Source organism: Pantoea sp. GABEPS69, assembly GCF_045780835.1.
Classification (GTDB): domain Bacteria; phylum Pseudomonadota; class Gammaproteobacteria; order Enterobacterales; family Enterobacteriaceae; genus Pantoea; species Pantoea septica.
In genome coordinates, this window is the sequence record NZ_CP118618.1 from 1,491,908 (window position 1) to 1,512,126 (window position 20,219).

The following is a 20,219-nucleotide window of genomic DNA, read 5'->3' on the forward strand; positions in this document are numbered from 1 at the left end:
TGGATGAGGTATAAAAATGCAGAATGTCATGGCCGAACAACAGACCTATTCAGACAACAGTTTGCTGCTGGACGCGCGCGAGCAGAATGTGCCGCGCGGCGTGGTGACCGCCCATCCGCTGGTGATTGAGCGCGCCAGGGGCAGCGAAGTCTGGGACGTCGAGGGCAACCGCTATCTCGACTTCGTCGGCGGTATCGGCGTGCTCAACGTCGGGCACAACCATCCGGCGGTGGTCAATGCGGTTACGCGTCAGCTGGGCCTTGTCTCGCACGCCTGTTTTCAGGTGGTGGCCTATCCGGGCTATATCGAACTGGCGCAGCGGCTTAATCAGCTGGTCGGCGGCGAAGAAGCCTACAAGAGCGTCTTCTTTACCAGCGGCGCAGAGGCGGTAGAGAACGCGGTTAAAATCGCCCGCGCACACACCAACCGCTCCGGCGTGATCGCTTTCGACGGCGCCTTTCACGGGCGTACGCTGCTGGGCGTGACCCTGACCGGTATGAGCCAGCCCTATAAGCAGAATTTTGGCCCGTTCCCGGCGGATATCTATCGACTGCCGTTTCCTAATCCGCTGCACGGCGTGACGGAAGTGGACTGCCTGAAGGCGCTGGATCAGCTTTTCGCCGTGCAGATCGCGCCGGAGCGCGTGGCGGCGATCATTATCGAACCGGTGCAGGGCGACGGCGGCTTCCTGCCCGCCGGTCCGGCGTTTATGCAGGCGCTGCGCCGCATTACCGAGCAGCACGGCATCGTGCTGATCTGCGATGAAGTGCAGACCGGCTTTGGCCGCACCGGAAAAATGTTCGCCTTCCAGCATCTCAATATCAAACCCGATCTGGTAACGGTGGCCAAAAGCCTCGGCGGCGGCCTGCCGATCTCCGGCGTGGTGGGCAAGGCGGCGATCATGGACGCGCCAACGCCGGGCGGCCTGGGCGGCACCTACGGCGGCAACGCGCTGGGCTGCGCGGCGGCGCTGGCGGTGCTTGATTTGCTCGAGCATGACAACCTGCTGGCGCGGGCGAATGTGCTTGGCGAACAGCTGCTGGCGCGGCTACAGCTGCTGGCGGAGAAGTACGCCTGCATCGGCGACGTGCGCGGCCTCGGCTTTATGCTGGCGGTAGAGATCCTCGACTTCGAGACCGGCAAGCCTGACGCCGCGCTGACGCAGAAGATCCTCGACAGCGCCTGTCAGGAAGGGCTGCTGCTGATCAAATGCGGCGTTCAGCGCAATGTGGTGCGTTTCCTGGCGCCGCTTGTCACCACGGATTCACAGCTGGAGGAGGCGCTGCATATCTTCGATATTGCGCTGGCGCGCGCCACCGGCCGTCTGGGCTGATGCTATCTTCCTCATTGATATTGCTGGAATAATTATAATTTTTCCTGATGGATAACGCGCGCGTTACCGCTGGCGCTGGCGGCGCAAAGCGTGTTATACCATCAGCACGTCCTGCACAATTGGTTAACAATGAGGGGTGGTATGAACGGCTTAATGAAACTTGACCGCATCGATATCAACATTCTGGTGCAACTGCAAAAAGATGGCCGTATCAGCAACGTTAATCTCGCCGATGCCGTGGGACTTTCGCCCAGCCCCTGCCTGCAGCGCGTCAAGCGCCTTGAACAGGCGGGCTTTATCACCGGCTATGAAGCCCATATCAATCTCACTAAAATTACCGATTCGGTCACGGTCTTTACCGAAGTGACGCTCTCCGGCCATCGCCGCGAAGATTTTATGAAGTTCGAGAGCGCGCTGCGCGACGTGGACGAGCTGATGGAGTGTCATCTGATTACCGGCGGCTACGACTATCTGTTGCGTTTTATCACCCGCAGCATCGAGCACTATCAGGAAGTGATAGAAAAGATGCTGGATGCGCAAATCGGCATCGACAAATACTTCAGCTATATCGTGATCAAATCGCCGGTAATGAAGAGCAGCGTGCCGCTGCGCTCGCTGATTACCCGGCAGAATGACGTGCTGGGCGCGCTGTAGCTTTCAACGCGTACTGCGTATCACTTATATACCACTTTGATGCTGTAGCTCAGCTGAGCTACACTCTCTCTACTTTAAGAGAGATGAACGATTATGCCCGCAAATGCATTCGTACGCGCCCGTATAGACGAGACATTAAAAAATGAAGCCGCCGCCGTGCTGGCTGAAATGGGATTAACCGTCTCTGACCTGGTACGCATCACCCTGACTAAGGTCGCCAGGGAAAAGGCGCTGCCTTTTGATATGCGCATTCCCAACGACATTACAGCCAGCAGTATTGAAGCAAGTGAGCAAGGGAAAGGCGTGAAAAAAGCGAAAGATGAAAAGGATCTGTTTGATCAGTTAGGTATTTAACAGGGCAGCGCGACGGGAAGGAAACCTCATGGCTAAGCAAAAGGAAATTGCCTACTCAAGCCAGTTCTACAAAGACGTGAAAAAGATGCAGAAGCGACGCAAAGAGATGAGCAAACTTAAAACGCTTATGTCGCTGCTCATCAACAATCGATTGCCTCTGCCTGCGGCTTATAGAGATCATCCGCTCCAAGGCAACTATAACGGTTACAGAGATGCGCATATTGAACCCGACTGGCTACTGATCTACAAAATCACAAATGAGCTAGTAAGGTTCGAAAGAACCGGCACGCACGCCGACCTGTTTTAACAAAGCGCATTTCTATATTCAGCCCCGCTATGGGGCTTTTTTAAGCCTGCAGCCAGCCTCTTTCAAGCAGCATAAAATTTCTTTTCCGTGCTTTTTTCACCGCATTTGACCGGTTCGCCGCGCCTCTTCAGCCGCGTCGGCTGAGCCTGCGCGCTTACTATAAACCCAAGCCGCGACAAGGAGTTATTTATGACCGCACCCATCATCGCCGACCATATCTGGCAGCGCGACGCCTTTATCCTTTCTACCAAACGAGCGCGGCTAGATATGGACTGGATTCATTTCCAGCTGGCCGAGCGCGCCTACTGGGCGAAAGGGCAGTCGCGCGCCGCCACCGAGCGGGCCATCGCCGCATCGCTGCCGTTCGGGCTCTATCACGTTGACGCGCAGATCGGTTTTGGTCGGCTGATTACCGACTACACCCGTTTCGGCTGGCTATGCGACGTCATTATCGATGAAGCGTGGCGTGGACATGGCCTGGGCAGCTGGCTGGCAAGCTGCGTGCGCGAGCATCCGGAACTGGCCACGGTGCGGCGCTGGATGCTTTCGACAAATGATGCCCATCAGCTCTACCAGCGGCTTGGCTGGCGCGTGGTGCAGTAGCCGCACAAGCTGATGGAGTTCCCTCTCTCCTGACTCTGGAGTGATACAGATGCGTTACCGCGTTGGCGTGGACATTGGCGGATCCTTTACCGATTTCGCCGTGCTGGATCGGCAAACCAACCAGATCCATACCCTTAAAGTGCTGTCGCGGCCCGATGCGCCGGGCAGCGAAATTCTCACCGGACTGGCGCAGTTCGCCGAGCGCGACGGCCTCGATCCCACAGAGATTGGCTACTTTACCCACGGCACCACGGTCGGCATCAACGCAGTTATCCAGCGGCGCGGCGTCCGGCTGGCGTTGTTCGCCACCGCCGGCTTTTGCGACGTGCTGGAGCTGGCGCGGCTGAAAATTCCCCATATCCACGATCTCTTCTCCCGCCGGCCCGCGCCGCTGATTAGTCGCGATCGCGTCTTCGCCATCCACGAGCGCACCGACCGCGACGGCAACGTGCTGCAGCCCGTCGATCGCGGGAGCGTGCTGGCCGCCATCGACGGCGCGCGCGCGGCGGGCTGTCAGGGCATCGTGGTGGCGCTGCTGCACAGCTACCGCAACGGGCACAACGAGGCGGCGGTTAAGGCGATCGTCGAAGAGGTCGCGCCCGACCTGCTGACCTCCTGTTCCGCCGACATCTGGCCGATTATCCGCGAATATGAGCGCACCATCACCGCCGCCATCAACGCCTACGTGCAGCCGATGGTGATCAACTATCTGGAGAAGTTTGAAGGCGCGCTGCGCGCCAGAGGCGTGACCACGCCGCCGCGCATCACCAAATCCAACGGCGGCGTGATGGGCGTCGAGCAGGCGAAGCGCGAATGCGTGCAGATGGTGCTCTCCGGCACCGCCTCGGGCGTGATCGGCGCCAGCTATCTCGCCAGCGCCTGCGGCTTCGACTGCATCCTTAGCCTGGATATCGGCGGCACCAGCGCCGACGTGGCGGTGATCGTTAACGGCGAGGTGGCGCAGGGCAACGGCGAAATCATCGGCGACTTCCCGATCTATATACCCTCGGTGGCGGTGACCTCTGTCGGACAGGGCGGCGGCTCGCTGGCGTGGATCGACGGGCAGGGCGTGATGCAAATGGGGCCGGACAGCGCCGGTTCGCTGCCGGGCCCGGTCTGTTTTCAGCGCGGCGGCACCCAGCCGACTGCTACCGACGCCTTCGCCGCCTGCGGCATGATCGGCCATGGCGATCTCGGCTACCACGCCGTGCAGGTGGATGTCGCCGCCGCGCGCGCCGCCTGGCAGCCGCTGGCCGATCGCCTCGGCGTCTCGGTGGAGCAGACCGCCGAAACCGCTATCGAGCTGGCGATCTCCAGCATGTACGGCGACACCAGCGGCCTGCTGTCGCGCTTCGGCCTTGATCCGCGCGAGTTCTGGTTTCTCGCCTTCGGCGGCGCAGGGCCGATGATGGGCTGCTTTCTGGCGCGCGAACTCAACATGAAAGGCGTTATTGTGCCGCCGACGCCGGGCGTGCTCTCGGCGTTGGGCGGGCTGGTGGCGGATATCCGCAACGACTTTATCCGCACGCTGTACGGCGATCTCAACGCGCAGCTGGCGGATCGGCTCGCCTCCGAAGCGGAGGGCCTGAGCCAGCGGGCGCAGGCCTGGCTGGCGGCCGAGCACGGCAAGGAGATGCCATTCACGCTGCAGTTCAGCGCCGATATGCGCTATCGCGGCCAGTCGTTCGAGATTGACGTGCCGCTGGAGGCGGCGTGGCTGGCGAGTGCCGACGTGGCGGCGCTGCACGCGGCGTTCGACCAGCAGCATCACCAGCTGTTTGGCCACAGCGACGCCGCTGCGCCGGTGCAGCTGATCAACCTGCGGCTGGTTATCGCCTCGCCTACGCCGAAACCGGCGCTGAACCGCCTTCCCACAGCCCGCGAGCCGGTGCAGGTGGCGAAGCAGGTCAAAGCGTGGATAGACGGCGCTTTTCATCAGGTCGATCTGGTGCTGCGCGCGACGCTGCGTCCCGGTCATCGGCTGCGCGGGCCGGTTATCGTGGCGCAGGACGACTGCACCACCTGCGTGCCACCGCGCATGCAGGTCGATGTGGACAGCTTCGGCAATCTGTTAATTACCCCGCTGAGCGAGGAGAAGTGATCGTGGCTATCGACGGACGTAATCTGCAAATACTCGCTAACTACTGCGCGGCGGCGGCTGACGCCATGGCCTTTACCCTGATGCGCACCGCGCACTCCACCTTTGTTAAAGAGACGGAGGACTTCTCCTGCCAGATCGTCAGCCGAGAAGGGCTGGCGTTCGCCTCGCCGCGCAGCTTCGGCGCGCCCTGGTACAGCGGCATCGACTATGCGCCGGTGCTGGCGTTGATCGACAATTACGACGAAGGCGATATCTGCATTACCAACGACGCCTATGCGGGCAACGTCGCCACCCATTCCCCCGATATTCATATCTGGAAGCCGGTCTTTTACGGCGGCGAAATCCTCTGCTTCGTGGTCGGCCATATCCACAACACCGATATCGGCGGCGCGGTGCCCGCCTCGCTGTCGCGCTCGCTGACCGATATCGTGCAGGAGGGCATCCGCATTCCGCCGCTGAAGATTGTCCGCAACGGTGAACTGAACGAGGATGTGGCGCGTATCCTGCGGCTGAACGTGCGCGTGCCGGAACAGAACTGGGGCGACTTCAAAGCGCAAATCGCCTCGGTCAACATCGGCGAACGCAAGATCCACGAGATTGTCGCCCGTTTCGGCGCGGCGGATTTCCTGCAGGGCATTGAGGGGATCCTGGACTACGCCGAGCAGCAGGCGCGCGCCATTATCCGCACCATCCCCGACGGCGAATACTTCTACGCCGATTACGCTGACGAAGATGGCGAAGGCGGCTATCCCTGCCGCGTGGCGATTACGCTGCGAGTGTGCGGCGATCGGCTGGAGCTGGACTATACCGGCAGCGATCCGCAGCTCGCCTCGTCGCTGAACATGCCGACCGGCGGCCGCGAGCGCCATCCGCTGGCGCTGGTAGGCGTGACTTACGTGCTCTCGACGCTGGACCGGCGGCTGCTGCTTAACGCCGGCACGCTGCGCCCGACACGCGCCATTCTGCCGTCGGGCACGGTGATGAACTGCGAAGCGCCCGCCGCGGTCGGCATGCGCTCGCTCACCTGCGCGCTGTCGCAAATCGCCACCGTCGGCGTCTTTTCGCTGGCGCTGCCGGATCGGCTGCCGGCCAACTCGCCGGGCGGCAACTCGATTATGAATATCCGCACGCTGGACGCGCGCAACCGCAGCGTTGTGGCGTCGCTCGGCCCGGTTGGCGGCGGCGCCGGCGGCACGCCGCGTCACGACGGCCCGGACGGCTCCGGCGGGCTCTCCGCCTTTCTAAAAAACACCCCCATCGAGATCAACGAAGCGGAGGTGCCGATCCGCTTTCTGCGCTACGGCCTGGCGCCCGACAGCGCCGGCGCCGGACGCTTTCGCGGCGGGCTGGCAACCGAAATGGCCTTTGAGATCTTTACGCCGGAGACCACCGTCACCGCGCGCAACCGCAACCGTTCGGTGTTCGCCTCGGCGGGCGCGGCGGGTGGGCGCGCGGGCGGGCTTTCTCATTTTCGCACCCTGCGTGACGGCAAGACGCTGGAGCACGGCAACCGCGACGTAATCCACTGCCAGCCGGGCGATGTGGTCGAGGTGCGCGGGCCAGGAGCGGGCGGCTACGGCCTGCCGTCGCAGCGCGACGTTGAGGCGGTGCTCAGCGACGTGCGCTGCGGCTTTCTCAGCGCGGCGGCGGCGCGCGCGCAGTACGGCGTGGCGCTAGCGGACGGCGAGTTAGATGAGGCGGCGACGGCGCAGCTGCGCGCCGCGATGCCGCAGCAGGTCGAGGCGCATTTTCATCACGGTGCGGCACGCCAGGCATTCGAGGCGATCTGGACGCCGCAACGCTACCGTGCGCTCACCGCCTTTCTCGCCGACGCGCCGGTCAGCTGGCGTCATTTTCTGAAAACCCAGGTGTTTCACGCCGTCGAGCAGGCAGGGGAAGCGGCGGATATGGCGCAAATATTCAGCGAGTTACGGCTGCGCTTTCCCGCATTAGCAGGCGAATAAGCCAGATTGTCGACTACCCTTATTCTCTGACACGGATTTTCAAGGAGGCGACAACGATGAGCATGAAAACCAGCGATTTCTTTGTGCAGCGGCTAAAAGCCTGGGGCGTAACCCGTATTTACGGCTATCCCGGCGACGGCATTAACGGTGTGCTCGGTGCCATCCAGCGCGCCAATGAGAAGGGCGACGGCATTGAATTTATTCAGGTGCGGCACGAAGAGATGGCGGCCTTTATGGCGGCTGGTCACGCCAAGTTTACCGGCGAGCTGGGCGTCTGCCTCTCGACCGGCGGGCCGGGGGCGACCCATCTGCTGACCGGCCTCTACGACGCCAAAATGGATCACGCGCCGGTGCTGGCGATCGCCGGCCAGGCGGAGGTCACGGCGCGCGGCGCCAGCTACCAGCAGGAGATGAATCTGGATCGCGTCTTCGCCGACGTCGCCAACTTTGTGCAGGAGGCGGCCGCGCCGGCGCAGGTACGTCATCTGATCGACCGTGGCGTGCGTATCGCCAAAGCGCAAAACGGCGTGGCGGTGGTGATTGTGCCGAAAGATATTCAGGACGAACCCTGGGAAGCGCCGAAGCATCTGCACGGCTTTACCCACTCCGGCCCCGGCTATCAGCGTCCTAAAGTGGTGCCTTACGAGGCCGATCTGCAGCGCGCCGCCGAGGTGCTTAACGCCGGGAAAAAAGTCGCCATTCTCATCGGCGCGGGCGCGCGCGGCGCGGCGGTGGAGGTGGTGCAGACCGCCAACGTGCTGGCGGCGGGCGTCGCCAAGGCGCTGCTCGGCAAAGATGTGCTGCCGGACGACGCCCCCTTCGTCACCGGCTCTATCGGCCTGCTCGGCACCAAACCCTCGTGGGAGCTGATGCAGAACTGCGACACGCTGCTGATGATCGGCAGCGGCTTCCCCTGGACCGAATTCCTGCCGGAAGAGGGCAAGGCGCGCGCGGTGCAGATCGATATCGATCCGGCGATGCTTGGCCTGCGTTACCCCTGCGAAGTGAACCTGCACGGCGACGCGGCGGAAACCCTGCGCGCGCTGCTGCCGCTGCTGGAGCATAAAGAGGACCGCAGCTGGCAGGAGGAGATTGCGGTGCAGGTGCGCGACTGGTGGAAAGTGATGGAAGATCGCGCCCACGCGCCGGCTAACCCGGTTAACCCGCAGCGCGTGGTCTGGGAGATGTCGCCGCAGCTGCCCGACAACGCTATCGTCACCTCCGATTCCGGCTCCTGCGCCAACTGGTTCGCGCGCGACTATCGCGTCAAGCAGGGTCAGCGCGCCACGCTGTCGGGCGGGCTCGCCTGCATGGGCGCGGCGGTGCCTTACGCCATTGCCGCTAAATTCGCCCATCCCGACAAACCGGTGGTAGCGCTGGTTGGCGACGGCGCGATGCAGATGAACAATATGGCGGAGCTGATCACCATTCAGAAATACTGGCAGCAGTGGAGCGATCCGCGCCTTATCGTCTGCGTCTTCAACAATCAGGATCTGAACCAGGTCACCTGGGAGCAGCGCGTTATGGAGGGCAATGCGCGCTTCGAGGCGACGCAGCTGCTGCCGGACGTGCGCTACGCCCAGTTTGCCGAATCGCTTGGCCTGCAGGGCATCTTCGTCGACAACCCGGATGAGCTGGAAGATGCGTGGCGACGCGCGCTGAGCGCCGATCGTCCGGTGGTGCTGGAGGTGAAAACCGATCCGGAAGTGGCGCCGCTGCCGCCGCACATCACCTTTAAACAGGCGAAAGCCTTTATGAGCTCGATGGCGAAGGGCGATCGCGGCGCGGCGCAAATTATCAGCGACACCGCCAGCCAGCTGCTGCATAAAAAGTAACAGGCACGAAGCGTTAAGCGGCCCGGTCGCGGGCCGCTACGCTTACCCACTCTCTTTCCCCAGGCCGTTCGCGTCGGGGTTCAGGCGATTCGCCACCAATCAGTTTGGGAGTCACTCATGGCTACAGATAACAATCCGGTATGGTTTATTTCAGGATGTTCGACAGGTTTTGGTCGCGAACTGGCGCAGCAGACCATTGCGCGCGGCTTCAACGTAGTGGTGACGGCGCGCGACACCGCGAAAGTCGCCGACCTGGTGGAAGGCCACAGCAACGCGCTGGCGGTGGCGCTCGACGTCACCCAGTCGCAGAGCATCGACGGCGCGGTTAAGGCGGCGCTGGAAAAATTCGGCACTATCGACGTGCTGGTGAACAACGCCGGCTACGGCTACCAGAGCTCGGTGGAAGAGGGTGAAGAACAGGCGATCCGCGACCAGTTCGACGCCAACGTTTTTGGCCTGTTCGCCCTGACGCGCGCGGTACTGCCGACCATGCGCCAGCAGCGTCGCGGTCATATCATCAATATTACCTCGGTGGCGGGCTTCATCGGCTTCGCCAGCTCCGGCTACTACTCCGCCAGCAAGCACGCGGTCGAGGGCTGGTCCGATTCGCTGGCGCTGGAGACCGCGCCGCTCGGCATTCACGTCACCTGCGTCGAGCCGGGCCCGTTCCGCACCGACTGGGCTGGCCGCTCGCTGCATCAGACGCCGAGCAGGCTGCCGGAGTACGCGGAAACCGCGGCCGCACGCATGAAGGCGACCTCAGAGTACAGCGGCACGCAGAAGGGCGATCCGGCGCGCGCGGCGCAGGCGATGATCGCCATTACCGAGCGCGATGACCCGCCGCGCCATCTGGTGATGGGCGCCTGGGGCTATGACGCGGTAACGGCGAAGCTGAAAGAGCGTCTGGCGCAGATTGAAGCCTGGAAGCAGACCTCTGTCGAGACCGACTTTCCCGAATAACGTAGCCTGCGCGCTGCTGCGCAGCAGCGCGCGTTTTCGCTAGCGTTTCCACTCCTCCAGCCGCTCAAACGGCACCGCCTTGCTGAACAGATAGCCCTGCAGCTGATTACAGCCGGCGTCGGCCAGCGCGCTCATCTGGCCCGGCGTTTCGACCCCTTCCGCCGTCACTGTCAGTCCCATCGCATGCCCCAGCTTCACCACCGATTCGATAATCGCCACCGAATTCTCCGCCACGCCCAGCGACTGGGTAAAAGAGCGATCAATCTTGATTTTATCCACCGGGAAGGTGCTGAGATAGTTAAGGCTGGAGTAGCCGGTGCCGAAGTCGTCCAGCGCAATGCGGAAACCGGCGTCGCGCAGCGCGATGATAATGGCGCGCGCCTCATGCTCATCCTCTATCAGCACCCCTTCGGTGATCTCCAGCTCGATCCGCTGGGGATCGCCGCCGCTCTCGCGCACGATCTCCACCATGCGCGCGACGAACCCCGTGGCGCGGAACTGCACCGGCGAGACGTTGACCGCCACCATCAAATCGGGAAAGCGCTGTTGCGTCAGGCAGGCTTCGCGCAGCACCCACTCGCCCAGCGGAATAATCAGCCCGGTCTCTTCAGCGATGGCGATAAAATCCCCTGGCGGGATGGCGCCGCGCGTCGGATGATCCCAGCGCAACAGCGCCTCGACGCCCACCATATTCTTGCCACCAATATCCATCAACGGCTGGTACCAGACCGCCAGCCCCTTAAAGTTTTGCAGCGCGGCGCGCAGATCGGCGGCGATGCTCTGTCGCGTGCGGATCGACTCGTCCATCACCCGTTCAAACTGGCGATATTTGCCGCGCCCGCTGCTTTTCGCTTCGTAGAGCGCGATGTCCGCTTTGCGCACCAGCTCCTGACGATCTACCCCGTCTTTCGGCGCCAGCACCAGCCCGATGCTGGCGCCGCTCCACACTTCGCCGCCAAACAGCGGAAAAGGCTGACTGAGCGCCTCGAGAATACGCTGCGCCAGCGCCTCGACCTGCCCGATGTTGTCCACTTCCGGCATCACCACCAGAAATTCGTCGCCGCCGATGCGCCCCACGGTATCGCAGGGGCGCATCAGGCCGGCGAGACGATGGGCTACGGCGATAATCAGCTCGTCGCCGGCGTGATGGCCGTAGGTGTCGTTAATATTTTTAAAGCGGTCGAGATCGATCAGCAGCAGCGCCACGCGCTGCTCGTGGCGCGTCGCCAGCGCCAGCGCCTGGGTCAGCCGATCTTCCACCAGCGCGCGGTTCGGCAGTCCGGTCAGCACGTCATGAAACGCCAGGTGCAGCGCCTGCGCTTCGCTGGCGCCGAGCTTCAGCATCGACTGCGACAGGTTAAGGGAAGAGGTCCAGAGCCGACGAACCATATAGAGGCAGAGCAGCGTCACCACCAGCACGGCGACGCCGGTTGAGGGGCCGATGGCGCGCAGCATCTCCGCGCCAGGCCGCGCCGGCTCCCAGTTGATATAGCCGACGTCGCCGTCTGTCTGCGACGTCAGCATAAAGCGCGCCGGCGCAACCGGCGGCGCGCCAGGGTCGGAGAAGCGTAGTCCCTTGAGCTGGCTGCGCTCCGCCAGCGCGGCGAGGTAGCCATCGTCGAGATACTTCAGACTGACCAGCATGAAGCGAGACGCGGCCTGCGCATCGCGGCGGATGGCGCCGATCCCCAGCGCGGCCACGCGACCGTCGACGCGGGCGAGATCCGCCGTCTCCCGCTGCGGCGCGGCGCGCAGCTGCAGGCTGGCCAAAATCGCCTGCACGCCGGCATCGCGCGTCGGGTCGGCCAGCAGCGCGCCGTCGCGCCACGCCTGCACCGGCCGACGCGCCTCGTCCAGCACCATAATCAGCTGGTGGCCGAACATCTCGTAGAGCCAGCGGCCGACATTATCATCCAGCCAGCGCTGGTCGGGCTGCGCCGCGTCGAGATGCGCCTGCAGCGGCGCCCAACTCGACAGGCTGTGCAGCTGGCGCTGATGTTCCGTCAGGCTCTGCGAAAACGAAGCCTCGATCATTCGCTGCTGCTGCGCCTGAGCTTTCTGGTTGCTGATAGCGGTACTGAGAAAAAGGCCGGTTCCGGCGCCCGCCAGCGTCAGCAGCAGAATCGCCGCCAGCGGCAGCAATACTTCACGAATAAAACTGCCGCGTAGGCCCGCGGAAAGTTTGGCGCTGTTAATCATTTTGATTTTTCACGTAGCAAAGATATGTCAGTTATTAGCCTGGCAGAAATCTTCCAGCCTGCACGCTGACTGGCGCGCAAGGTTGTTATTGATTATGCATCAAAAAACAGGCCCCGTTGCGCAGGTGAAACCGTTCAGCAGCATTAATTAATTGTGCCGCATCTGGCTGCGCCGTCCGGCGCTTCCGGCTGGAATTCATCGTCGCGTCACTGCACGGTCACCCTTCTGTCATCTGCGCAGGTCAAGGTAGTGGCCAACACGCAGCCGGACTTATCGCTGCGCTCCCCACTCAGTCAAGGTTGAGGATCTGTTCAAGATGGAGATATCCAGACATCCGACCACTGTTTACCAGGCCGTCGCCGCACAGCTGGAGCAGGCGCTGCGGGAAAACTACCGCAGCGGCGACTATCTGCCTTCCGAGCAACAGCTGGCCGAGCGCTACGAAGTGAACCGCCACACGCTGCGGCGCGCGGTGGACGAACTGGTCAATAAAGGTCTGCTGCAGCGCCGCCACGGCGTCGGCATCCTGGTGCTGATGCGTCCTTACGACTATCCGCTGCATGCGCAGGCGCGCTTTAGCCAGAACCTGATGGAGCAGGGCAGCCATCCCACCAGCGAACGTCTGCTGGCGGTGGTGCGTCCCGCCAGCGCCGACGTCGCCAGCGCGCTGGGCGTCGTCGAGGGCGACAGCGTGATCCATCTGCGCACCCTGCGCCGGGTTAACGGCGTGCCGGTCTGCGTGATTAATCACTTTCTGCCCGATCTGAGCTGGTGGCCGGCGCTGCAGCGCTTTAGCAGCGGCTCGCTGCACGACTTTCTGCAGCAGCAGGGCGGCCACCAGATGGTGCGCAGCCAGACCCGCATCAGCACGCGTCGCGCTCAGGCCAAAGAGTGCCGCCTGCTGGAAATCGCGCTGCACGCGCCGCTGCTCTGCGTGCGCACCCTGAATAAGACCCGCGACGGCGCGCTGGCGGAGTACTCCGTCAGCCTGACGCGCGGCGACATGATCGAACTGACCCTGGAGCACTGATGGAAAGCTTAACGCAACGACAGCAGTGGCTGTCGGTCCTGGCGCACAGCAGCGCCCCGGCGCTGGCGCAGCACTGGCAGGCGCTGCGCCTCGCGCCGCGCTTCTCGCTGATTCGCCCGGCGGAAATCGGCCTGACGCGCCTGATGGCGCGCATGGGCGCCAGCGGCAAGCGCTTTGTGATGGGCGACGCCACCGTGACGCGCGCCGTGGTGCAGCTCGAGGACGGCACGCTCGGTTACAGCTACGTGCTGGGCCGCGACAAGGCGCACGCCGAGCGCTGCGCCCTGATTGACGCGCTGTTGCAGCAGCCGCAGACCCACGCGCTGCTGACGGAAAAAGTAATAACGCCGCTGGCGGCACTGCGCGAGGAGCAGCGCCAGCTGCGCGCACGGGAAGTCGCCAGCTCGAAAGTAGATTTCTTTACGCTGGTTCGCGGAGATAACTGATGACTTTACTGGCTAGTTTTAACCATCCGGTGGCCGATGCGCAGCGCGCCTTCCGTCGCATTCTGAAAGCGATGAGCGAGCCGGGCGTGATGGTCTCGCTGCCGCTGGCGCAGGGCTGGGGCGCGCTGTCGCCCGCCGCGACCGCGGTGCTGCTGACGCTGGTGGATCAGGAGAGCCCGCTCTGGATCGAGCCGCAGGTCGATAATGAGATCCTGCGTAGCAATTTGCGCTTCCATACCGGCGCGCCGCTGAGCGAGAGCCGCGACGCGCCGTTTGCACTGAGCCATGCCGCCAGCAGCCCGCGCCCGGCGGACTTCGCCGCCGGCGACAACCTCGCGCCGGAAAAGAGCACCACGCTGATTATTGAAGTGCCGTCGCTCAACGGCGGGCTGACGCTGCGTCTTTCCGGGCCAGGCCTGCGCGAGTCGCGCGCTATCGCGCCGCAGCTGCCGGAGAGCGTGCTGGATTACCTGCGCAACCGCCCGCATCCCTTCCCGCAGGGCGTCGATCTAATCTTTACCTGCGGCGAAGCGATGATGGCGCTGCCGCGCACCACCGACGTGGAGGTGTGCTGATGTACGTAGCCGTGAAAGGGGGCGAGAAGGCGATTGCCAACGCCCATCAGCTACAGGCGGATCTGCGGCGCGGCGCGCGCGAGGTGGCAGAGCTGGGCTGCGATCAGGTGGCGCAGCAGCTCGGGCTGGCGGTCGACCGCGTAATGACCGAGGGCGGCATCTACGATCCCGAACTGGCGGCGCTGGCGATCAAACAGGCGAGCGGCGATTTAGTGGAGGCGATCTTCCTGCTGCGCGCCTACCGCACCACGCTGCCGCGCCTGGCCGACAGCGCGCCGCTGGCGACCGGCGAGATGCGCCTCGAGCGCCGCATCTCCGCCGTCTATAAAGATCTGCCTGGCGGCCAGGTGCTGGGGCCGACCTACGACTACAGCCACCGCCTGCTCGACTTTACGCTGCTGGCCAACGGCGAGGCGCCGGCCGCGCCGCGCGGCGACGAGGCGCTGGCAACGCGCTGTCCGCATATGTTCGCCATGATGAGCGATGAAGGACTGGCGGCAAGGGAGATCGACGACGGCAGCAAGCCGGTGGATATCACCCGCGAGCCGATGGGCTTCCCGGCGACGCGCGCGGCGCGCCTGCAGCAGCTGGTGCGCGGCGACGAGGGCTTTTTGCTGGCGCTCGGCTACTCCACCCAGCGCGGCTACGGCCGCACCCATCCCTTCGCCGGGGAGATCCGCACCGGCTACCTCAGCGTCAGCATCTGCCCGGAAGAGCTCGATTTCGAGCTGGAGATCGGCGAAGTGCTGCTGACCGAATGCGAAATGGTCAACGGCTTCACCACGCAGGGCGAAGAGGCGCCGCACTTTACCCGCGGCTACGGCCTGGTGTTCGGCCGCGCCGAGCGCAAGGCGATGGCGATGGCGCTGGTGGATCGCGCGCTGCAAACCCGCGAGCACGACGAGCGCATCACCAGTCCGGCGCAGGACGAAGAGTTCGTGCTGGCGCACGCCGACAACGTCGAGGCCGCCGGCTTCGTCTCCCACTTAAAACTGCCGCACTACGTCGATTTTCAGGCGGAGCTGGAGCTGCTGAAGCGCCTGCGTCAGGATCACCAGGAGCGCAATCATGGCTGAGCTGAGCGGCTATAACCCGGGCTATCTCGATGAGCAGACCAAGCGCGCCATTCGCCGCGCCATCCTGAAAGCGGTGGCGATCCCCGGCTATCAGGTGCCGTTCGCCGGACGCGAGATGCCGATGCCCTACGGCTGGGGCACCGGCGGCATTCAGATCACCGCCAGCGTCATCGGCGACGCCGACGTGCTGAAGGTGATCGACCAGGGCGCGGACGACACCACCAACGCGGTGTCGATCCGCCGCTTCTTCCAGCGCGTCAGCGGCGCGGCGACCACCGAACGCACCACCGATGCCACCCTGATCCAGACGCGCCACCGCATTCCGGAGACGCCGCTGGGGGAGGATCAAATCCTGATTTTCCAGGTGCCGATTCCGGAGCCGCTGCGCTTTATCGAGCCGCGCGAAACCGAGACCCGCACCATGCACGCGCTGGAGGAGTACGGCGTGATGCAGGTGAAGCTCTATGAAGATATCGCGCGCTACGGCCATATCGCCACCACCTACGCCTATCCGGTAAAGGTCAACGATCGCTACGTGATGGATCCGTCGCCGATCCCGAAATTCGACAACCCGAAGATGCATATGATGCCGGCGCTGCAGCTGTTCGGCGCAGGCCGTGAAAAGCGCATCTACGCGCTGCCGCCCTTTACCAGAGTCGAGAGCCTCGACTTCGAGGATCACCCCTTTACCGTGCAGCAGTGGGATGAGCCCTGCGCCCTGTGCGGTTCGCGCCACAGCTATCTCGACGAGGTGGTGATGGATGACCAGGGCACGCGCCTCTTCGTCTGCTCCGACACCGATTTTTGCCACCAGCAGCAGGAACAGCACCATGCACAGTGAACAGCCGCTGCTTGCGGTCAATAACCTGACGCACCTCTATGCGCCGGGCAAAGGCTTCGAAGCGGTGAGCTTCGATCTCTATCCCGGCGAAGTGCTGGGCATCGTCGGCGAATCGGGATCCGGCAAAACCACGCTGCTGCGCAGCCTCTCCGCGCGCCTGACGCCGCAGCAGGGCAACATTCTCTATAACCAGCGCGACCTCTACGCGCTGTCGGAGAGCGACCGCCGCCGCCTGCTGCGCACCGAATGGGGCGTGGTGCATCAGCATCCGCTCGACGGGCTGCGCGCGCAGGTCACGGCGGGCGGCAATATCGGCGAGCGGCTGATGGCGGTGGGCAACCGCCACTATGGCGACATCCGCGCCCAGGCGAGCCGCTGGCTGCAGGAGGTGGAGATCGCCGCCAGCCGCATCGACGATCTGCCCACGACCTTTTCCGGCGGCATGCAGCAGCGCCTGCAGATCGCCCGCAACCTCGTCACCCAGCCGAAGCTGGTGTTTATGGACGAGCCAACCGGCGGCCTGGACGTCTCGGTGCAGGCGCGGCTGCTCGATCTGCTGCGCACCCTGGTGCGCGAGCTGAACCTGGCGGTGATTATCGTCACCCACGATCTTGGCGTGGCGCGCCTGCTGGCGCACCGGCTGCTGGTGATGAAGCAGGGCCGCGTGGTGGAGAGCGGCCTGACCGACCGCGTGCTGGACGATCCGCACCATCCCTACACTCAGCTGCTGGTTTCATCGGTGCTCAACTAATGACGGATAAACGCATGAACATACAACTGCGCGTCGAGAATCTGTGTAAAACCTTCGTGCTGCACAATCAGAGCGGGGTCGAGCTGCCGGTTTTGCAGAACGCCTCGCTTGAGGTGGCGCAGGGCGAAGTGGTGGTGCTGCACGGCCGCTCCGGCAGCGGCAAATCGACGCTGCTGCGCGCGCTCTACGGCAACTACCAGGCCAACAGCGGCCATATCTGGCTGCGTCACGACGGCGAGTGGGTCGATATGGCGCATGCCCCGGCGCGTCAGATGCTGGCGATGCGCCGCGACACCCTCGGCTGGGTCAGCCAGTTCCTGCGCGTGATACCGCGCGTGCCGACGCTGGAGATCGTGATGCAGCCGCTGCTGGAGCGCGGCGTGGAGCGCGCCTTTTGCGAGAAGCGCGCAAAAGAGCTGCTGACGCGGCTCAACGTGCCGCCGCGCCTCTGGTCGCTGGCGCCCTCGACTTTCTCCGGCGGCGAGCAGCAGCGCGTCAATATCGCGCGCGGCTTTATCGCCGACTACCCGGTGCTGCTGCTGGATGAACCGACCGCCTCGCTGGATAAAGCCAACAGCGCGGCGGTGGTGGAGCTGATTGAGCAGGCGCGCGCGCGCGGCGCGGCGATCGTCGGCATTTTTCACGATGAAGGGGTGCGCGAACGGGTGGCGGATCGCCTGCACGTCATGCAGCCGATCAACAGCGGAGCGGAAGCATGATTATCAACAATGTTCGACTGATTCTGGAAAACGAGCTGGTGGCGGGATCGCTGGAGATGCGCGACGGCCTGATCGCCAGCTTCAGCGAAACGCCGAGCCGCCAGCCCGGCGCGCTGGACGGCGAGGGCGGCTATCTGCTGCCGGGCCTGGTGGAGCTGCATACCGACAACCTCGATAAGTTCTTCGCACCCCGGCCAAAGGTAGACTGGCCCGCCCACTCGGCGATGAGCAGCCACGACGCGCTGATGGTGGCCAGCGGCATTACCACGGTGCTGGACGCCATCGGCGTCGGCGACGTGCGCGACGGCGGCCATCGTCTCGACAATCTGAGCAAAATGATCGACGCCATTCGCGACAGCAACCGCAAAGGGCTAAACCGCGTCGAACACCGGCTGCATTTGCGCTGCGAGCTGCCGCACCACGCCACGCTGCCGCTGTTCGAGGCGCTGATGGGCACGCCGGAGCTGTCGCTGGTGTCGCTGATGGATCACTCGCCGGGTCAGCGTCAGTACGCCTCGCTGGAGAAGTACCGTGAATATTACCAGGGCAAATACGCGCTCAACGACCAGGAGATGGATGCGTTCGAGCATGAGCAGCTGACGCTGGCGGCGCAGTGGTCGCAGCCGAATCGCCAGGCGATCGCCGCGCTCTGCCGCACGCGCCACATCGCGATCGCCAGCCACGATGACGCCACCGAGGCGCACGTCGAGGAGTCGCACGGCGTCGGCAGCGCCATCGCCGAGTTTCCCACTACGCTGGCGGCGGCGCGCGCCTCGCGCGCCAGGGGGATGCAGATCCTGATGGGCGCGCCCAATATCGTGCGCGGCGGCTCTCACTCCGGCAACGTCGCCGCCTGGGCGCTGGCGGCGGAGGGACTGCTCGATATTCTCTCCTCCGACTACTATCCGGCGTCGCTGCTCGACGCGGCGTTCCGTCTCGCCGCCGACGAGCGCAACCCGCTGCCGCAGGCGGTGGCGCTGGTGACGCGCAATCCGGCGTGCGCGCTTGGCCTGACGGATCGCGGCGTCATTGCCGAAGGCCGCCGCGCCGATCTGGTGCTGGCGCACACCGACCACGGCCATCCGCATATTCGTCACGTCTGGGCGCAGGGCAGGCAGGTTTACTGATGGCGCGCCTGATCTGGCTTATCGGGCCGTCAGGCTCGGGCAAGGACAGCCTGCTCAACGCGCTGCGTGAAGCGCCGCCGCCGAATCTGCTGATCGCCCATCGCTATATTACGCGCGCGGCCGACGCGGGCGGCGAGAACCATATCGCCCTGACCGAAACGGAGTTCGCGCGCCGCGCGGCGCAGGGGCTGTTCGCCCTGCGCTGGACGGCGCACGGCCTGCACTACGGACTTGGGCTGGAACTCGATCTCTGGCTTGAACGCGGCCACGACGTGCTGGTCAACGGCTCGCGCCACCATCTGCCGCAGGCGCAGGCGCGCTACGGCGCGCGGCTGCTGCCGCTCTGCCTGACGGTGTCGCCGGAGTTGCTGGCGGCGCGTCTGCGCCAGCGCGGGCGGGAGAGCGAGAGCGAGATCGCGCGACGGCTGGATCGCGCCGCGCAGCCGCTGCCGGCGGGTTGCCGCCTGCTGAACAACAACGGCGCGCTGTCGCATACCCTGCTGCAGCTGCGCCAGCTGCTGGAGCCGTTATCATGAAGCTGACATTTCTCGGCACCGGCGGAGTCACCGCCGCGCCGCTTTTCGGCTGCGACTGCGCCGCCTGCCTGAGGGCGCGCGGCGACAGGAAACGGCAACGCGCGCCGTGCAGCGCGTTAATCGAGGCGGGCGGCGAGCGCATCCTGCTCGACGCCGGGCTGCCGCTGCTGGCGGAGCGCTTCGCCCCCGGCGAGCTGTCGCGCATTCTGCTGACGCACTACCACATGGATCACGTGCAGGGGCTGTTCGCGCTGCGCTGGGGCGTGGGCGAGGCGATCCCCGTCTGGGGGCCGCCGGACGAGCGGGGCTGCGACGATCTCTTTAAGCATCCCGGCCTGCTCGATTTCCGCCCGTCGCTGACGCCCTTCGTACCCCATCTTTTCGGCGCGCTGCAGGTGACGCCGCTGCCGCTGCAGCACTCGAAGCTGACGCACGGCTACCTGTTCGACTGGCACGGCGCGCGGCTCGCCTGGCTGTGCGACACCTGCGGTCTGCCGCCCGACACCGAAGATTTTCTCGCCGGCCAGCGCATCGATGAGCTGGTGATCGACTGCAACGATCCGCCGTCTCCGGTCGCGCGCAACCATAACGATCTGACGCGCGCGCTGGCGATCGTCGACCGGCTGGCGCCGCGTCGCGCCTGGCTGATCCATCTGTCGCATCAAATGGATAACTGGTTAGCAAACAACCGGTTGCCCGAGTCAGTTTATGCTGCTGCCGACGGACTGACGCTGTCGCTGAGCGCGGACGACCCTGTCACCGTTTGATCACCTCACTGTCATCAGAGAGTCATCACGCCGGGCCGTAA

Annotated in this window: 20 protein-coding genes; 19 read left to right on the plus strand and 1 reads right to left on the minus strand. The window is 64.3% G+C overall.

The features are described 5' to 3' along the window. The first annotated feature begins 16 nt into the window (after nt 1-16). The 9 genes from gabT (at nt 17) to PVE98_RS07120 (ending at nt 10,111) form a co-directional block, all read left to right on the plus strand. Entirely contained in the window at nt 17-1,333 is a 1,317-nt protein-coding gene (gene gabT / locus PVE98_RS07080; RefSeq protein WP_096073415.1) for a 4-aminobutyrate--2-oxoglutarate transaminase, read from the plus strand. A 141-nt stretch (nt 1,334-1,474) separates the two neighbouring features. After that, the gene (locus PVE98_RS07085) at nt 1,475-1,987 is read left to right on the plus strand and encodes an Lrp/AsnC family transcriptional regulator (protein WP_033749932.1); all 513 of its coding nucleotides are present in this window, start codon (nt 1,475-1,477) and stop codon (nt 1,985-1,987) included. Between the two features lie 93 nt (nt 1,988-2,080). After that, nucleotides 2,081-2,341, plus strand: a complete 261-nt coding sequence (locus PVE98_RS07090; RefSeq protein ID WP_033749930.1) for a type II toxin-antitoxin system RelB/DinJ family antitoxin — start codon at nt 2,081-2,083, stop codon at nt 2,339-2,341. Nucleotides 2,342-2,369: 28 nt separating this feature from the next. Then, nucleotides 2,370-2,648 (plus strand): type II toxin-antitoxin system mRNA interferase toxin, RelE/StbE family, encoded by a 279-nt coding sequence (locus PVE98_RS07095; RefSeq protein WP_033749928.1) that lies wholly within the window; start codon nt 2,370-2,372, stop codon nt 2,646-2,648. Nucleotides 2,649-2,837: 189 nt separating this feature from the next. Further along, nucleotides 2,838-3,251, plus strand: coding sequence for a GNAT family N-acetyltransferase (locus PVE98_RS07100; RefSeq protein WP_407568557.1), 414 nt, complete (start codon nt 2,838-2,840; stop codon nt 3,249-3,251). A gap of 49 nt (nt 3,252-3,300) precedes the next feature. Continuing rightward, nucleotides 3,301-5,352: a hydantoinase/oxoprolinase family protein gene (locus tag PVE98_RS07105; protein ID WP_096073413.1), complete on the plus strand. Its 2,052-nt coding sequence runs from the start codon at nt 3,301-3,303 to the stop codon at nt 5,350-5,352. A gap of 2 nt (nt 5,353-5,354) precedes the next feature. Then, nucleotides 5,355-7,316, plus strand: coding sequence for a hydantoinase B/oxoprolinase family protein (locus PVE98_RS07110; RefSeq protein WP_096073920.1), 1,962 nt, complete (start codon nt 5,355-5,357; stop codon nt 7,314-7,316). Between the two features lie 56 nt (nt 7,317-7,372). Next, on the plus strand, nt 7,373-9,151 hold the full coding sequence (locus tag PVE98_RS07115; RefSeq protein ID WP_333621426.1) for a thiamine pyrophosphate-requiring protein: 1,779 nt from the start codon (nt 7,373-7,375) through the stop codon (nt 9,149-9,151). A 117-nt stretch (nt 9,152-9,268) separates the two neighbouring features. Further along, the gene (locus tag PVE98_RS07120) at nt 9,269-10,111 is read left to right on the plus strand and encodes an oxidoreductase (protein ID WP_033749924.1); all 843 of its coding nucleotides are present in this window, start codon (nt 9,269-9,271) and stop codon (nt 10,109-10,111) included. A 39-nt stretch (nt 10,112-10,150) separates the two neighbouring features. Here the strand turns inward: PVE98_RS07120 and PVE98_RS07125 are convergent, their stop codons facing one another. Continuing rightward, the gene (locus PVE98_RS07125; RefSeq protein ID WP_096073411.1) at nt 10,151-12,310 is read right to left on the minus strand and encodes a bifunctional diguanylate cyclase/phosphodiesterase; all 2,160 of its coding nucleotides are present in this window, start codon (nt 12,308-12,310) and stop codon (nt 10,151-10,153) included. Between the two features lie 316 nt (nt 12,311-12,626). Between PVE98_RS07125 and phnF the strand changes: the two genes are divergently transcribed. From phnF to phnP, 10 genes are read left to right on the plus strand one after another with little or no spacing between them, the layout of a single operon-like run. Further along, on the plus strand, nt 12,627-13,340 hold the full coding sequence (gene phnF / locus PVE98_RS07130) for a phosphonate metabolism transcriptional regulator PhnF (protein ID WP_096073410.1): 714 nt from the start codon (nt 12,627-12,629) through the stop codon (nt 13,338-13,340). Beyond that, entirely contained in the window at nt 13,340-13,786 is a 447-nt protein-coding gene (gene phnG, locus PVE98_RS07135; protein ID WP_033749920.1) for a phosphonate C-P lyase system protein PhnG, read from the plus strand. Before phnF ends, phnG begins: the two co-directional genes overlap by 1 nt. Further along, nucleotides 13,786-14,361, plus strand: a complete 576-nt coding sequence (phnH, locus tag PVE98_RS07140; RefSeq protein WP_033749918.1) for a phosphonate C-P lyase system protein PhnH — start codon at nt 13,786-13,788, stop codon at nt 14,359-14,361. Before phnG ends, phnH begins: the two co-directional genes overlap by 1 nt. After that, a complete protein-coding gene (locus tag PVE98_RS07145) occupies nt 14,361-15,437 on the plus strand; it encodes a carbon-phosphorus lyase complex subunit PhnI (RefSeq protein ID WP_096073409.1) in 1,077 nt (358 codons plus the stop codon). The genes phnH and PVE98_RS07145 overlap by 1 nt, the downstream gene beginning before the upstream one ends. Continuing rightward, nucleotides 15,430-16,278 carry an alpha-D-ribose 1-methylphosphonate 5-phosphate C-P-lyase PhnJ gene (locus PVE98_RS07150; protein WP_033749914.1) on the plus strand — a complete coding sequence of 283 codons (849 nt, stop codon included), beginning with the start codon at nt 15,430-15,432 and terminating at the stop codon, nt 16,276-16,278. Before PVE98_RS07145 ends, PVE98_RS07150 begins: the two co-directional genes overlap by 8 nt. Further along, the gene (gene phnK, locus PVE98_RS07155; RefSeq protein WP_033749912.1) at nt 16,268-17,029 is read left to right on the plus strand and encodes a phosphonate C-P lyase system protein PhnK; all 762 of its coding nucleotides are present in this window, start codon (nt 16,268-16,270) and stop codon (nt 17,027-17,029) included. The genes PVE98_RS07150 and phnK overlap by 11 nt, the downstream gene beginning before the upstream one ends. 14 nt (nt 17,030-17,043) lie before the next feature. Beyond that, nucleotides 17,044-17,748 (plus strand): phosphonate C-P lyase system protein PhnL, encoded by a 705-nt coding sequence (gene phnL / locus PVE98_RS07160; protein WP_096073408.1) that lies wholly within the window; start codon nt 17,044-17,046, stop codon nt 17,746-17,748. Continuing rightward, nucleotides 17,745-18,875: an alpha-D-ribose 1-methylphosphonate 5-triphosphate diphosphatase gene (gene phnM / locus PVE98_RS07165; RefSeq protein ID WP_096073407.1), complete on the plus strand. Its 1,131-nt coding sequence runs from the start codon at nt 17,745-17,747 to the stop codon at nt 18,873-18,875. Before phnL ends, phnM begins: the two co-directional genes overlap by 4 nt. Next, nucleotides 18,875-19,411: a ribose 1,5-bisphosphokinase gene (gene phnN, locus PVE98_RS07170; protein WP_096073406.1), complete on the plus strand. Its 537-nt coding sequence runs from the start codon at nt 18,875-18,877 to the stop codon at nt 19,409-19,411. The genes phnM and phnN overlap by 1 nt, the downstream gene beginning before the upstream one ends. After that, nucleotides 19,408-20,178, plus strand: a complete 771-nt coding sequence (gene phnP, locus PVE98_RS07175; RefSeq protein WP_096073405.1) for a phosphonate metabolism protein PhnP — start codon at nt 19,408-19,410, stop codon at nt 20,176-20,178. The genes phnN and phnP overlap by 4 nt, the downstream gene beginning before the upstream one ends. Nucleotides 20,179-20,219: the final 41 nt, after the last annotated feature.

Coding starts and splice junctions, on each gene's coding strand:
- phnM (WP_096073407.1), top strand. CDS start 17,745: ATGATTATCAACAATGTTCGACTGATTCTGGAAAACGAGCTGGTGGCG.
- PVE98_RS07095 (WP_033749928.1), top strand. CDS start 2,370: ATGGCTAAGCAAAAGGAAATTGCCTACTCAAGCCAGTTCTACAAAGAC.
- PVE98_RS07090 (WP_033749930.1), top strand. CDS start 2,081: ATGCCCGCAAATGCATTCGTACGCGCCCGTATAGACGAGACATTAAAA.
- PVE98_RS07145 (WP_096073409.1), top strand. CDS start 14,361: ATGTACGTAGCCGTGAAAGGGGGCGAGAAGGCGATTGCCAACGCCCAT.
- phnF (WP_096073410.1), top strand. CDS start 12,627: ATGGAGATATCCAGACATCCGACCACTGTTTACCAGGCCGTCGCCGCA.
- PVE98_RS07100 (WP_407568557.1), top strand. CDS start 2,838: ATGACCGCACCCATCATCGCCGACCATATCTGGCAGCGCGACGCCTTT.
- PVE98_RS07105 (WP_096073413.1), top strand. CDS start 3,301: ATGCGTTACCGCGTTGGCGTGGACATTGGCGGATCCTTTACCGATTTC.
- PVE98_RS07120 (WP_033749924.1), top strand. CDS start 9,269: ATGGCTACAGATAACAATCCGGTATGGTTTATTTCAGGATGTTCGACA.
- PVE98_RS07150 (WP_033749914.1), top strand. CDS start 15,430: ATGGCTGAGCTGAGCGGCTATAACCCGGGCTATCTCGATGAGCAGACC.
- PVE98_RS07085 (WP_033749932.1), top strand. CDS start 1,475: ATGAACGGCTTAATGAAACTTGACCGCATCGATATCAACATTCTGGTG.
- gabT (WP_096073415.1), top strand. CDS start 17: ATGCAGAATGTCATGGCCGAACAACAGACCTATTCAGACAACAGTTTG.
- PVE98_RS07115 (WP_333621426.1), top strand. CDS start 7,373: ATGAGCATGAAAACCAGCGATTTCTTTGTGCAGCGGCTAAAAGCCTGG.
- phnP (WP_096073405.1), top strand. CDS start 19,408: ATGAAGCTGACATTTCTCGGCACCGGCGGAGTCACCGCCGCGCCGCTT.
- phnG (WP_033749920.1), top strand. CDS start 13,340: ATGGAAAGCTTAACGCAACGACAGCAGTGGCTGTCGGTCCTGGCGCAC.
- PVE98_RS07125 (WP_096073411.1), bottom strand. CDS start 12,310: ATGATTAACAGCGCCAAACTTTCCGCGGGCCTACGCGGCAGTTTTATT.
- phnL (WP_096073408.1), top strand. CDS start 17,044: ATGAACATACAACTGCGCGTCGAGAATCTGTGTAAAACCTTCGTGCTG.
- phnN (WP_096073406.1), top strand. CDS start 18,875: ATGGCGCGCCTGATCTGGCTTATCGGGCCGTCAGGCTCGGGCAAGGAC.
- phnK (WP_033749912.1), top strand. CDS start 16,268: ATGCACAGTGAACAGCCGCTGCTTGCGGTCAATAACCTGACGCACCTC.
- phnH (WP_033749918.1), top strand. CDS start 13,786: ATGACTTTACTGGCTAGTTTTAACCATCCGGTGGCCGATGCGCAGCGC.